The organism is Pseudarthrobacter kochi, from assembly GCF_055412805.1.
In genome coordinates this window covers 49,036-62,518 of sequence record NZ_JBVAYV010000005.1, presented here as the reverse complement: position 1 = coordinate 62,518, position 13,483 = coordinate 49,036, and the positions used below count along the sequence as shown (strand labels likewise).

The window sequence follows — 13,483 nt, the reverse complement described above, 5'->3', positions numbered from 1 at the left end:
GAAATGGCCGCCCTTGCCCTGCCGCTCCCGCGCGGACACAGCATCGACCGGATCGCCGTCGTGATGCCGGCCCACAATGAGGACGAGCACCTCAGCCGAGCGCTGCTGGCCGTGCAGCGCGCCGCCGACGCCCTGGTGCAGCTGCGTCCCGACGTGGAGGTCCAGGTGACAGTGGTCCTGGACAGCTGCACCGACGGCTCCGCCGGCATCACGGCCGGCTACACAGCGGCCGACCCGCGCTTCCGAGCCCTCGAAGTGGACTTCCGCAACGCCGGTGCCAGCCGGGCAGCCGGCATCCGGGCGGCCGGCGTCGGCACAGCCCGGCGGCGGCCGCCCGGCAAACGCTGGACTCCGCCGCCGTGGGCCGGACGGACGTGGCTCGCCAACACGGACGCTGACTCCCAGGTTCCGGAAAACTGGCTCGTCCGCCAACTGGAATTCGCCGAGGCCGGAGCCGACGCCGTCCTGGGCTCGGTGGAACCGGACCCCGCCGGGATGGACCCGGAGCTGCTCCGGCGCTGGCTGCAACGCCACCCCTTCGAGGAAGACCACCCACACATTTACGGCGCCAACTTCGGGGTCAGGGCCTCCGCCTACCTGGTCGCCGGGGGTTTCCCGAAGCTCGCCTCGCACGAGGACCGGACCCTGGTGCAAAGCCTCCGCAACCGCGCCTTCACCGTGACGGCAACGGACAGCATGCGCGTGCTGACCTCGGGCCGGATCCAGGCCAGGGCGCCGCATGGCTTCGGCGCCTACCTCCGGACGCTGGGACGGAACCGGCCACCCGAGAGCCAAGTTCCGGGCAGGTGACTTGCCATCCGGTGGACCGGCCGTAGACTCGGCCCATGTCTGGTCCTGGGGGAACGAAAACAGTCCGCTGCCTTCTGGCGCTCATTATCGCTATGCCCCTGGCCGGGGGCCTGGCCGCCTGCGCTTACGAGGACGGGGACGATCCCCAGCCGACGGCGGCAAGCGCAAGCCTCCGGCCCGGGCCCACCCTCCCCGCGAAGGACCCGGACGTCCTGGCTGTGGAAGCGCGCAACTACGCTGAACTGGATCAGCGCCTGGCCAGGGTACCCGGGTCGGTTCTCCTGGCCGACACCGGCCCGGCCGACGGGCCAGGCGTCGGCTTCAGCAAGGGCGCGACAGTGACAACCGCTGGCCCGCACACTGTCGCCGCAGCGTGTGTAGGCATCCCCCAAGCCCAGATTAGCCTCTCCCAGTACACGGTAGGCGGCGGCGAAGATAAGGTCTTCGAAGTCGATTGCTCGGGAACCCAGACACAGGTGGTCCAGCTCCAGAAGGGGTACATCGGTGCCCAGCTGGTAGGGCGCCGCGACCCTGCGGGTGCCTGGACCGGGGCGGTCGCCGGGATCAGGATCACGGTCGGAGAGAACGCGGCGCCGCCAACCTTGCCAGCCCGTTGGGGCACGAGGTCGAAGCTTCACGATGGCCTTCGCCAGCTGGTTGACATCCGGCGTTACGAGGTCTAGTGGTTGGCAGGTCGAACACATCCAGACCGGCCTAGGAGTAGATATGGAAGCAGCGCCCTATGGAATCGTGCACTTCTTTGCGGGAGGCACGAAGGACCAGTACGAGGCCTCAATTGCCGCTGTTCACCCTGGTGAGGGGCGCCTGCCCGACGGACAGGTCTTCCATGCAGGCGGCTCTTCTGCCGGCGGCTGGACGATCATGGCTGTCCATGAGTCGAAGGAGAGCTGGGAGAAATTCCGCGATGGCATCCTCCTTCCCCGGATGCAACAGGGCATCGAGGGCGGATTCGCATCGCCGCCCGAGGAGACCGTCATCGATCTGTACAAGATCATGCCCTAGCGATGCGGGCGCCGACGCGCCGCCGTGACCTTTGGCCCTAACGGCCGGCACGCCCGGGGCGCACCCTCAATCCATGAGCTACCTGACCCGGGCCGGTCTACGGTGTTGCGCCTAAGCCGCCCCGGCTGGCCGTGACACCGCAGGCTCCGGCCGGGGGGCGGGACACCGGGGCGTTGCCTGGCGTTGCCGGCCTGAGCTCCGCCGAGGCGGCCCGCCGACTCGCTGAATTCGGGGCGAACAAGCTGCCGGAGGCCGGCACGGTCCCCGGCTGGCGGAGGCTGCTTGCCGAACTGACCCACTTCTTCGCCATCCTGCTCTGGTGTGCCGCCGTGCTGGCCTACCTGGCCGGCATGCCGCAGCTGGCCATCGCGATCGTCGTCGTGATCCTGGTGAACGGAGTGTTCGCGTATATCCAGCAGGAGCGCGCCCAGCATGCCGCCGCGAAGCTCCGCGAGCTGCTCCCGGCGATGGTCTCGGTCCGCCGGGACAACCGCATCGTCAAGGTCCACACCACCGAGCTCGTCCCGGACGACGCCGTCGTGCTGGTTGCCGGCGACCGGGTCCCGGCGGATCTCCGCCTGGCGGTGGCGGCAGGCTGTTCCGTGGACGAATCGATGCTCACCGGTGAAAGCGAGGCGCTCGCCAAGGTCCCCGGCGACACCGTTTTTGGCGGGACCTTCCTGGTCAACGGCCAGGCCGAAGGCGTCGTCGCGAGCACCGGCGGTAAGACCCGGCTCGCCGAAATCGCGGCCCTGACTGGAAAGGTCGAGGCGCCGCCCAGGCCGCTGGCCCGGGAACTGCAGCGAATCGTCCGCATTACGGCGGCGATGGCCCTGGGCATCGGCACGCTGTTCTTCGTGCTGTCCCTGCTGGTCGGAATCTCCTGGCGGGACGCCTTTCTTTTTGCCATCGGTGTGATGGTGGCGCTGGTGCCCGAGGGCCTGCTGCCCACGGTCACACTGTCCCTGGCCGTCGGGGCGCAACGGATGGCACAGCGCAACGCCCTCGTCCGCAACCTGGAAGCCGTGGAAACCCTCGGGTCCACCACCTTCATCTGCACGGACAAGACCGGCACCCTCACCCAGAACAGGATGAACGCCGTCGAGGTCTGGACCCCCGCAGGGCTGGTCAGCATTATCGGGGCGGGGTACGGGCCGGAGGCCGAGGTCACCGGGACGGGAGCCGGGGAGGCGCGGCACCTCAGCACCGCCGCACTGGCCGCTTCAGTGGGCCGCGCCGTGCTCCACGAGGGCAAGTGGATCGCCGAGGGTGACCCGATGGAGGCCGCCATCGATGCGCTGGCCGCCCGGCTGGCAGATCCGGGACAACCACGCGATGATCCCGACGTGTCGCACCGCTTCGCCTTCGATCCCCGCCGGCTGCGGGAGTCCGCGATCGTCGGCACCACGCTGTACGTCAAGGGCGCCCCGGAGTCCGTGATTCCACTGTGTGGCGGGGACGGCGACAGTGTCGCCGCCCGGGCGCGGGAGATGGTCGACCAGATGGCCTCCCACGGGCTCAGGGTGCTGGCCGTGGCTGAGCGGACTTTGCCCGGCCGGCCCGGCGCCAGCTTCAAACTGGAGGACGCCGAGAGCGAACTGACGCTGCTGGGACTGATCGGCCTGCACGACCCGCCCCGGGCCGAGGTCCGCGTGGCCCTCGAGGCGGCCCGCGAGGCCGGCATCAAGGTCGCCATGGTCACCGGCGACCATGCCTTCACGGCGGCCGCCATCGCCCGGGAAACCGGGCTGATCGGATCCCCCGAGCTGGTGCTGGAAGGTCACAACCTGCCCGAGGACGACGCCGTCCTGGCCGCGCTGCTGGACCGCGACGGTGTGGTGGTCAGCCGGGTCACTCCGGAACAGAAACTCCGGGTGGCCCGCCTGCTTCAGAGCCGCGGCCACGTCGTGGCGATGACCGGCGACGGCGTCAACGACGGCCCCGCCCTCCAGCAGGCCGACATCGGCGTGGCGATGGGCCTGAGCGGCACGGACGTGGCCCGCGAGGCCGCGGACCTTGTGCTGCTCGATGACGACTTCGCCACCATCATCGCCGCGGTGGAGCAGGGCCGCGCCACGTACGCGAACATCAGGCGCTTCCTGACCTACCACCTGACGGACAACGTCGCCGAGCTCACCCCCTTCGTGATCTGGGCGCTCTCCGGCGGGCGCTTCCCGCTGGCGCTGAGCGTGCTGCAGATCCTCGCCCTCGACATCGGCACCGACCTGCTGCCCGCACTGGCGCTGGGCAGCGAGGCCCCGAGCAAGGGAACACTGAAACGGCCGCCGGAGCGCAGGCACCTGATGGACCGGGCACTGATGTTCCGGGTGTTCGGGCTGCTGGGCCCGGTTGAGGCACTCTTCGAAATGACGGCATACACGGCGGTGCTGCTCGGGACCGGCTGGACCCCGGGGGCGGAGCTGCCGGCGTCGGACGTGCTGATGGCCGCCTCCGGCGCCGCGTTCACCACCGTGGTCCTGGCCCAGCTTGCCAACGCCTTCGCCTGCCGCAGCGCCTCCGTGCCGCCGTGGCAGCTCGGCTGGTTCACCAACAGGCTGCTGGTCTGGGCAGTGCTGGCAGAGCTGGGCCTGCTGGCGGTGTTCCTGTTCCTCGGGCCGCTGGCCACCCTGCTGGGCCACGCCCCGCCGTCGCCCGGCGGACTGGCCGTGGCGCTCGCCGCCATTCCCGCGGTGCTGCTCGCGGACTGGCTGTACAAGATCGCCCGCCACCGCCGGGCCGCCAAGGCCGTACCGGACACCAAGGTCCAAAGACTCTGACACCGGACGGCCCGCCGCCACAGGATGGGTGCAGAGGCGCCGGTGTCAGGCGCGCCCGTTCCAATTTGCCGAAAGCAGGAGCTGCGACATGGCTGAATCCCCGGTGCTGTGGTTTGAAGAGATCGGAATGGGCGATGTCCCGCAGGTGGGCGGCAAGAACGCCTCCCTCGGCGAACTCATCCAGACCCTCAAAGCCAAGGGCGTGCGCGTGCCGGACGGCTTCGCCACCACCGCGGACGCCTACCGCCGGTTCCTCGAGGCCAACGGGATCGAGGCCGAAATGCGCTCGCGGATCCAGTCCTACCGCTCGGGCGAAACCTCCCTGCGCGCCACCGGGGAGGCCATCCGGGAGCTGTTCCTGGGCAGTGAGTTCCCTGCGGACATCGGCGAATCCATCCGCTCCCACTACCGGGAACTGGGGGAGCGCGCCGGATTGGAGAGGCTCTCGGTCGCGGTCCGCAGCAGCGCCACCGCCGAGGACCTCCCGGACGCGAGCTTCGCCGGGCAGCAGGAGACCTTCCTGAACATCGCCGGGGAACGGGAGCTCCTGGATGCCTGCCGCCGCTGCTACGCCTCGCTCTTCACCGACCGGGCCATCAGCTACCGCGAGGTCAAAGGCTTTGACCACCTCGACGTCGCGCTCTCGATCGGGGTGCAGCGGATGGTGCGCTCCGACGTCGGCGCCTCCGGGGTGATGTTCTCCATCGACACGGATTCCGGTTTCCCGCGGGTGGCCGTGGTCAGCGCCGCCTGGGGCCTGGGCGAAACCGTGGTCCAGGGCACCATCAACCCGGACAAATACGTCGTGTTCAAGCCGCTCCTGGCGCAGCCGGAGTTCGCGCCGATCATCGAAAAGACCCTCGGTTCCAAGGACCGGAAAATGGTTTACAGCCGGGGCGGCCATGCACGCACCAAAATGGTGGACACCTCGGACGCGGAACGCCGCGCCGTCGTCCTGGACGACGCCGAGATCCTCGCCCTGGCGCGCTGGGCCGTGATCGTTGAGGAGCACTACGCCCGGCCGATGGACATGGAATGGGCCCGGGACGGCGTGACCGGGGAGCTGTTTATGGTCCAGGCCCGGCCGGAGACGGTCCAGTCGCAGAAGACCGGCTCCCGGTTTACCCTCCACCACCTGCTGGAAACCGGCACCGTGCTGGCGCGCGGCGCCGCGATCGGTGATTCGATCGCCCAGGGCACCGCGTGTGTGATCAGGAGCGCGGCGGACATTGAAAACTTCCGCGACGGGGCCATCCTCGTCACCGAGATGACTGACCCGGACTGGGTTCCCATCATGAAGCGGGCGGCGGGCATCGTGACCGACCACGGCGGCCCGACGAGCCACGCGGCGATCGTGAGCCGCGAACTCGGGGTCCCCGCCGTCGTCGGCACCGGCAACGCCACCACCGTCCTGGCGGAAGGCCTGGCCGTGACCATCTCGTGCGCCGAGGGCGATGAGGGCCGCGTCTACAAGGGCAGCCTTGCCTTTGAAACCGAGGAGGTGGACCTCGGGGAACTGCCGGAGACGCACACCAAAGTCATGGTCAACATCGCCAGCCCCGCGGCCGCGTTCCAGTGGTGGCGGCTGCCCGCCGACGGCGTCGGGCTGGCCCGGATGGAGTTCATTATCAGCGCCCTGATCCGGGTCCATCCGATGGCACTGGTCCATCCCGAGCGGGTCACCGACCCCGGCGAAGCCGAGCAGATCCGCGCCCTCACCAGCGGCTACGCGGACCCGAAGGACTACTTTGTGGACGCCCTGGCCCTGGGGATCGCCAAGATCGCCGCGCCCTACCATCCCCGGCCGGTGATCGTCCGGCTCAGCGACTTCAAGACGAACGAGTACGCGCACCTGATCGGCGGGTCCGCCTTCGAGGAGCCGGAGGAGAACCCCATGCTGGGCTTCCGCGGTGCCTCCCGCTACTACGACGATCGCTACCGCGAGGGATTCGCCCTTGAATGCGCGGCCCTCAAACGGGTCCGGGAGAAGCTCGGGTTCGGCAACATCATCGTGATGATCCCGTTCTGCCGGACCCCGCAGGAAGCGGACCGGGTGCTGGCCGTGATGGCGGAGAACGGCCTGGTCCGGGGGGAGAACGGCCTGCAGGTCTACATGATGTGCGAGATCCCGTCCAACGTCGTCCTCGCCGAAAAGTTCGCCACCCGCTTCGACGGTTTCTCCATCGGCTCCAACGACCTCACCCAGCTGGTCCTGGGCGTGGACCGGGATTCGGCGCAGCTGGCCTCACTTTTCGACGAGCGGGACGAGGCCGTGATGGCGATGATCAGTGAGGCCATCCGCAAGGCCCACGCCGCCGGGATCAAGATCGGCATCTGCGGGCAGGGGCCCAGCAACCACCCGGAGTTTGCGGCGTTCCTGGTCGGCGAGGGCATCGATTCGATCTCACTGAACCCGGACAGCTATCTCAGGACCGTTCCGAGGATCGCGGAAGCCGAGAAGCAGGCACCGGCCCGGTAGCGCCGACGGCGGCCTTCTGCCCTGGCGCCTTTGTTCCGGCCCCCGTCTTGCCGGGGCTGAGGGCCCGAAGCGCATTGAGGATCGTGGCCAGGTCCACGAGTTCCTGGGACAGGGCGCCAGCGATGGCCGGGATATAGCCTGCCGCCGCTGCGAGCATCAGCGCCACGCTCAGCCCCATCCCGATCCAGATACTCTGCAGCGCCACCTTGATGGTGCGCTGGCCGATCCGCACGGCGGAAGCGGCCTTGGACAGGTCATCGAGGATGATCACGACGTCGGCCGACTCGCCGGCCGCTGTCGAGCCGCGCGCACCCATAGCGATCCCGACGTCGGCGACTGCCAGGACCGGGGCGTCGTTGACGCCGTCGCCGACCATCATGACCGGGCGGAGGGGCAGGGCCCGGACGGCTTCGACCTTGTCCGCCGGCAGGCACTCGGCGCGGACGTCGGTGAGCCCGGCCTCGTCCGCGATGTGTCTGGCTGTGGCGAGCGCATCGCCGGTCAGCATGACCGTCTGGGTGACGCCGAGTTCCTTGAGCTCGGCCAGGGTACGGCGGGTTTCCCCGCGGATCGGGTCGCTCATCACGAGGGACCCGGCGAATTCCCCGGCCACGCCCACGTAGATGGCGAGTTCGCCGCTGGCCAGCTCCGTTTCCACGACGCCGGGGGCCGATTCAGCCACGAAGTTGGGCTTGCCGACCACCACGTCGCGGCCGTCGAAGCGGGCCCGGACGCCGTGTGTGGCGAATTCGGTGGCCTCCGTGGCGGTTTCGAACATCAGCCCGCGGGTGTGCGCGGCCTCCATCACCGAGGCGGCGAGGACATGGGAGGAATACTGTTCGGCAGAGGCCGCCAGTGCGAGAACCTCGTCCTCGGTGAAGGACCCCGCGGTCCGGACCCCGACCAGGGACGGGCGGCCGTACGTGAGGGTGCCGGTCTTGTCGAAAGCGACCGTCTTGATCCGGCTCAGTTGTTCCAGGACGCCGGCGTACTTGACGATGATGCCGGCGCGTGCGGCGCGGCTCATGCCGCCCAGGAACGCCACGGGGGCGGCGATCAGCAGCGGGCACGGGGTGGCCACCACCAGTACTTCCGCGAACCGGGCCGGGTCGCCGCTGATGATCCAGCCGACCGCGCCAAGGAAGTAGGCGAGGGCCGTGAACGGAACGGCGTACCGGTCCGCGAGCCGCACCATGGGCGCCTTGCTGTCCGCCGCCTCCTTGACCAGGGCCACAATGCGGCTGTACTGCGAATCCTCCATCCGGGCCGAGACCTGCATCCGGACCGCCGCCTCACCGTTCAGGGACCCGCTCATCAGCGGCTCGCCGGCGACCCGCTCCACCGGCAGGCTCTCCCCGGTGAGCGAGGATTCGTCGAAGCTGCCGGATTCAGAGAGCAGGACGCCGTCCAGCGGCACCACTTCACCCGGCCTCACCAGCAGGATGTCACCGATCTCGACCTTGGTGGCGGCAACATCCTCATGGGTTTCGCCTGCGTAGGTTCCGGCGGCGGAGCTGCCGGCGCGTTCCCGGTGGGCAGTCTGCGGCACGCGCTCCAACAGGGAGGTCAGTTCTTTCTTGGCCCGGCCGGCCGCGAAGTCCTCAAGGGCTGTGCCGCCGGCCAGCATGAGGACAATGATCATGGAGGCGATGTACTCGCCCACGACCACCGTGCTGACGATCGCGGTCACGGCCAGGATGTCGATGCCCCATTGGCCGCCGATCAGGCGGCGGACCATGCCGACGCCGAGGTAGACGGCCACCGCCAGGGCGTAGACGCTGGCCGCGAGCTGGGCAATCAAGGGCTGCCCGGACAGGAACAGTATAAGCACCGCGAGCAGGGCAGCGACTGTGCCCGCAACAAGCGGATACCGGAGCAAAAGTTTCACGGATATCCTGCCTTAGTATTCGCGTCATCTACACGCGTTTTCCACTATCTGCATCCTACTGCGGCACCCTCCCTGGCAGGCCCGAACGGGCCCAGGTTACGAACCGCCGGCGGGGCGCCACCGGATACCGCCGGACGGAAGACTCCTTCTTCCGCTTGTTCGACCGGTACCGCGCCGACCGCCTGATTCCGGCAGCGCCCCAAGCGGCGCGGGCCTTTCAGCCCTAGCCCGGCTGGGGCCGGTGGTGCCACCGTGAACCATGTGGTCGATCTTTTCCGGCCGGCGCCGGTGGCTGGCGGCCGCGGCTGCGGTGCTTTTGCTGGCTGCCGCAGTGGTGCTGGCCGTCGTGCTGACGGCAGTCCCGCCGTCGGCTGTTCCGACACCGCCGTCATCGCCGTCATCTTCACTCCCCACCACGGCCGGCCCGACGGAGAGCCCGACGGCGGGTCCGTCGCCGTCGGGCGTTCCGGGCCCCACTCCCAGCGGAACAGTTCCGGCCGGGCCCGCGCCGCTGCCCACGATCCCGGCGACCGAACCGGCGACCGAACCGCCACTTCCTGAACCGCCGGCTCCTGAACCGCCGGCCCCGTTCCCCGCCGCGCTCGCCGGCCGCGACCTCGAGGTGATCCCGGGCGCCGGCCCTGTGGTGGCGCTGACGTTCGACGCCGGAGCCAACTCGGCAGGGTTGCCCAGCATTCTGCGGACGCTGGCCGCCACCGGCGTGCGCGGCACGTTTTTCCTCACCGGCAACTGGGCCGGCGCCAACCCGCAGGGGGTCGCGGCGATCGTGGCGGGCGGCCACCGGGTGGGCAACCATTCGATGACCCACCCCGGCTTCACCGGGCTCGCGGACGCCGCGATCGGTGACCAGCTGGTCCGGGCGCAGCAGGCCATCCAGGCCGGTGGCGGGGATCCGCGGCCCTTGTTCCGCTTCCCCTTCGGCGATCGCGACGCCCGGACCATCGCCACGGTCAACGCCTACGGCTACCTGCCCGTCCGCTGGACCGTGGACACCCTGGGCTGGAAGGGCAGCAGCGGCGGGATCACCGCGCAGATCGTGGCGGACCGTGCGCTCGCCCGGCTTCAGCCCGGGGAGATCGTGCTGATGCACATCGGCTCCAACCCCGACGACGGGACCACCCTCGACGCCGACGCCCTGCCCGGGATGATCGAGCGGATGCGCCAGGCCGGCTACGGCTTCATCACCCTCGACGCGCTGCTGGGCTGACGGCAGTCAGCCGTCCGGGAAGCCCCGGACCGGACGCACATTGCGGTAGAACGCCACTGTCGCGGCGGGCGCGGGCCTGATACGACTGAGGCATGACGGAGTCGCCCACCCTTGCCGCCGCCCTGGCGCCCGTTGACGCCGTGATCTTTGACCTCGACGGGGTGGTCACGGACACGGCCGAGATTCGTGCGGCCGCCTGGAAGCAACTCTTCGACGCAGTCCTCCAGGACCCGAGGCTTCCCGCCGGGACCCGCCGCGACCCGTTCAGCACGGACGAGTACCTGGACCTGGTGGCGGGCCGGACCTGGGAGGACGCGGTAACCACCTTCCTGGCCTCCCGCGGCGGGGCCGTCCCGGAAGGCTCGCCCGCTGATGGTTCCGGGGACTGGACCGCCTTCGGACTCGCGGCACGCCAGAACGAACTGTTCGAAAAGCTGCTCAGCGACAACCCGGTCCGGGCCTTCCCCGGCACCGCGGACCTCCTCGGCCGGCTGAAGGCCGGCAGGATCCCGGTGGTGCTTGCCACCTCGGCCCGGAACGCGGGCGCGCTGCTGGCCGCCGCGGGGCTCGGGGACGTCTTCGACCACATCGTCGACGGGCAGACGGCCCTGGACCGCGACGTTGCGGGCAAGCCGGCCCCCGCGTTGCCGCTGGAAGCGGTGCGCCGGCTCGAAATCCCGCCCGCCCGGGCGATGGTCATCGAGGATTCAATCACCGGGGTGGAGGCCGGGCGGCGCGGCGGTTTCGGGCTGGTAGTCGGCATCGACCGGTCCGGGCGCCGGGGCCCGCTGGAAGCGGCGGGCGCCGACGTCGTCGTCGAGGATGTCAGCCAACTGGACATCGGGCTGGTCATCACCCACCCGTGGCTGCTGGTCTATGAGGGCTTTGACCCGGCGCACGAGGGGCACCGCGAAGCCCTCACCACCCTGGGCAACGGTTACCTGGCCACGCGGGGCGCCGCCCCCGAGCACCGCGCCGGGGCCGTGCACTATCCCGGCAGCTATCTCGCCGGCGTCTACAACAGCCTGCGCAGTGTTGTTATGGACCAGGAAACGGTCGACGAGCACATGGTCAACATCCCCGACTGGCTGCCGCTGGACCTCAGGATCGGCGACGGGGCGTGGTGGTCCGAGGGCGGGCTCTCGCTCCGCAGCGAGCGCCGCACCCTGGACCTGAAGCGGGCGTTGCTGACGCGGGAGGCGCTCCTGGAGGACGATGCCGGCCGGCAGCTCCGGCTGCTGCAGCGCCGCCTCGTGTCCATGGCGGCACCGCACCTCGCCGCGCTGGAGACCGTCATCACGGCCGTCGGCTGGGACGGCGGCGTCAGCGTCCGCAGCGGCTGCGACACGGGCGTCACCAACTCCAACGTCCCCGAGGACGCTGCGCTCTCCACCCGGCACCTGGGATCCGTCCGGGTTGCCGCCGCCGGGGCCGGCCCGGGCGTCGCAGGCCTCACGGTGGAGGTCCGGACCGTCACCAGCGGGATCGGGATCGCCCTCGCACTCCGGACGGAAGTCTCCGGTGCCGACGGGCCGCCCGTGGCCGGAATCGCCGAGCAACTCGGCGGGGTGCACGCCCACCGCTTCGAGCTGTCCGTGGCCGCGGGGGAGCCGCTGACCATCCTCAAGACCGTGGCTGTGTCATCCTCCCGTGACCACGCCATCGCCTCGCCGCTGACGGCAGCCCGGGCTGCCCTTGCGCGCGCTACCGGCGGTTTCGCGGCGCTGCAGGCCGAGCACGAGGCCGCGTGGGCGGTCCTGCTCCGGCCCTTCGTCATCGAGTTCGACGCCAGCTCGCAGGCGCAGCTCATCCTCAACCTGCACGTCTTCCACCTGCTGCAGACGCTCACCACCCACACCGCCGAACTCGACGCCGGGGTGCCGGCCCGCGGGCTGCATGGCGAGGGATACCGGGGACACGTCTTCTGGGATGAACTCTTCGTCCTGCCGCTGCTGAACTCGCGGCTGCCGTCCCTCGCCCGGGAGCTGCTCGATTACCGCTGGCGGCGGCTCGGCGCGGCCCGGGACGCGGCGCGGGATGCCGGGCTGGAGGGGGCCCTGTTTCCGTGGCAAAGCGGCAGCGACGGCACGGAACAGACGCCCAAGCTGCTGTTCAACCGGCGCTCCGGGCACTGGATGAAGGACTACTCCCGGCTCCAGCGGCACGTTGGCCTCGCCGTCGCCTACAACGCCTGGCAGTACTTCGAGGCGACCCAGGACCGCGGGTGGCTGACGGAGCACGGCGCGGAAATCATCGTCGAAGTCGCCCGGCTGTTCGCGTCCATGGCGGAGTTCGACCCGGCCGGAGAACGCTTTCACCTCCGCGGTGTGATGGGCCCGGACGAATACCACACCGGCAATCCCGGCGACCCGGGCGGCGGACTGAACGACAACGCCTACACCAACATCATGGCGGCGTGGGTGTTCGACCAGGCCGTCTGGATCATGCATTCCGTCCGGGGGTTCGACATGGAGGAGCTGCGTGCCCGGCTGATGATCACCGCCGCCGAGATCGAGGTCTGGGAACACCTCAGCCGCCGCATGTTCGTGCCGTTCCATGACGACGGAGTCATCAGCCAGTTCGACGGCTACGGCGCACTCCGGGAACTCGACTGGAAGCACTACCGCCGGACCTACGGGCTCATCGAGCGGCTGGACCTGATCCTGGAGGCGGAAGGGGACAGCACCAACCACTACCGGCTGGCCAAACAGGCCGACGTCCTGATGCTGCTGTACGTCCTGGGCGAGGACCAGCTGATCCAGTTCCTGGCCCGGATGGGCTACGCCATCACCTCTGCCCAGATGGCCGCCACAGTGGACTTCTACCTGGCCAGGACTGCGCACGGATCAACGCTTAGCCGCGTGGCCCACGCCTCGGTGCTGGCCCAGCGCGACCCCGAGCAAGCGTGGGCGACTTTCCGGGAGGCACTGGACGCGGACCTGGACGACACCCAGGGCGGAACCACCCGCTCCGGCATCCATCTGGGCGCCATGGCCGGGACGATCGACGTGGTCCAGCGCAGCTTCGCCGGGCTGCGGATTACGCGCGATGCCATCGACTTCGCGCCCCGGCTGCCGGCCCAGCTCAGCCGCGTGGACTTCCAGGTCCGCTACCGGGATCAGATGCTCGCCGTGCACCTGGAACGCGACCGGCTCCGGGTATCGGCGGCGCCGGGCGATGCCGCCCCGGTGCTGGTGCGGGTGGGTACGCAGCGGGTCCTGCTCCAGGCCGGACAGGAACACGAATTCCTGCGGAAAGACGACTGACCCGGCTGCCCG

8 protein-coding genes are annotated in these 13,483 nt (G+C 69.8%); 7 read left to right on the top strand and 1 reads right to left on the bottom strand.

Going from position 1 to position 13,483, the window contains the following annotated elements:
• Positions 1-3: 3 nt before the first annotated feature.
• From ACZY0Y_RS04395 to ppsA, 5 genes are all read left to right on the top strand, one after another.
• The gene (locus ACZY0Y_RS04395; RefSeq protein ID WP_463956928.1) at positions 4-810 is read left to right on the top strand and encodes a glycosyltransferase family 2 protein; all 807 of its coding nucleotides are present in this window, start codon (positions 4-6) and stop codon (positions 808-810) included.
• A gap of 35 nt (positions 811-845) precedes the next feature.
• Complete coding sequence (locus tag ACZY0Y_RS04390; RefSeq protein ID WP_463956927.1) at positions 846-1,493, top strand: hypothetical protein; 648 nt, start codon at positions 846-848, stop codon at positions 1,491-1,493.
• Positions 1,494-1,536: 43 nt separating this feature from the next.
• Positions 1,537-1,833, top strand: a complete 297-nt coding sequence (locus ACZY0Y_RS04385) for a hypothetical protein (RefSeq protein ID WP_463956926.1) — start codon at positions 1,537-1,539, stop codon at positions 1,831-1,833.
• 173 nt (positions 1,834-2,006) lie between these two features.
• Positions 2,007-4,610, top strand: a complete 2,604-nt coding sequence (locus ACZY0Y_RS04380) for a cation-translocating P-type ATPase (RefSeq protein WP_463956925.1) — start codon at positions 2,007-2,009, stop codon at positions 4,608-4,610.
• Between the two features lie 88 nt (positions 4,611-4,698).
• Positions 4,699-7,089 carry a phosphoenolpyruvate synthase gene (ppsA, locus tag ACZY0Y_RS04375; protein ID WP_463956924.1) on the top strand — a complete coding sequence of 797 codons (2,391 nt, stop codon included), beginning with the start codon at positions 4,699-4,701 and terminating at the stop codon, positions 7,087-7,089.
• On the opposite strand, the gene ACZY0Y_RS04370 is transcribed toward ppsA, so the two are convergent.
• Complete coding sequence (locus tag ACZY0Y_RS04370; RefSeq protein WP_463956923.1) at positions 7,037-8,977, bottom strand: heavy metal translocating P-type ATPase; 1,941 nt, start codon at positions 8,975-8,977, stop codon at positions 7,037-7,039. The genes ppsA and ACZY0Y_RS04370 overlap by 53 nt on opposite strands.
• Before the next feature lie 259 nt (positions 8,978-9,236).
• Here ACZY0Y_RS04370 and ACZY0Y_RS04365 point away from each other — a divergent pair, with 259 nt between their 5' ends.
• Positions 9,237-10,205, top strand: coding sequence for a polysaccharide deacetylase family protein (locus tag ACZY0Y_RS04365; protein ID WP_463956922.1), 969 nt, complete (start codon positions 9,237-9,239; stop codon positions 10,203-10,205).
• Between the two features lie 92 nt (positions 10,206-10,297).
• Positions 10,298-13,471, top strand: coding sequence for an HAD-IA family hydrolase (locus ACZY0Y_RS04360; protein ID WP_463956921.1), 3,174 nt, complete (start codon positions 10,298-10,300; stop codon positions 13,469-13,471).
• The last annotated feature ends 12 nt before the right edge of the window (positions 13,472-13,483 follow it).

Bases quoted from the DNA above. Each gene is read 5' to 3' on its own strand.
- ACZY0Y_RS04365 (WP_463956922.1), top strand. From the start codon at position 9,237: ATGTGGTCGATCTTTTCCGGCCGGCGCCGGTGGCTGGCGGCCGCGGCT.
- ACZY0Y_RS04395 (WP_463956928.1), top strand. From the start codon at position 4: ATGGCCGCCCTTGCCCTGCCGCTCCCGCGCGGACACAGCATCGACCGG.
- ppsA (WP_463956924.1), top strand. From the start codon at position 4,699: ATGGCTGAATCCCCGGTGCTGTGGTTTGAAGAGATCGGAATGGGCGAT.
- ACZY0Y_RS04385 (WP_463956926.1), top strand. From the start codon at position 1,537: ATGGAAGCAGCGCCCTATGGAATCGTGCACTTCTTTGCGGGAGGCACG.
- ACZY0Y_RS04360 (WP_463956921.1), top strand. From the start codon at position 10,298: ATGACGGAGTCGCCCACCCTTGCCGCCGCCCTGGCGCCCGTTGACGCC.
- ACZY0Y_RS04390 (WP_463956927.1), top strand. From the start codon at position 846: ATGTCTGGTCCTGGGGGAACGAAAACAGTCCGCTGCCTTCTGGCGCTC.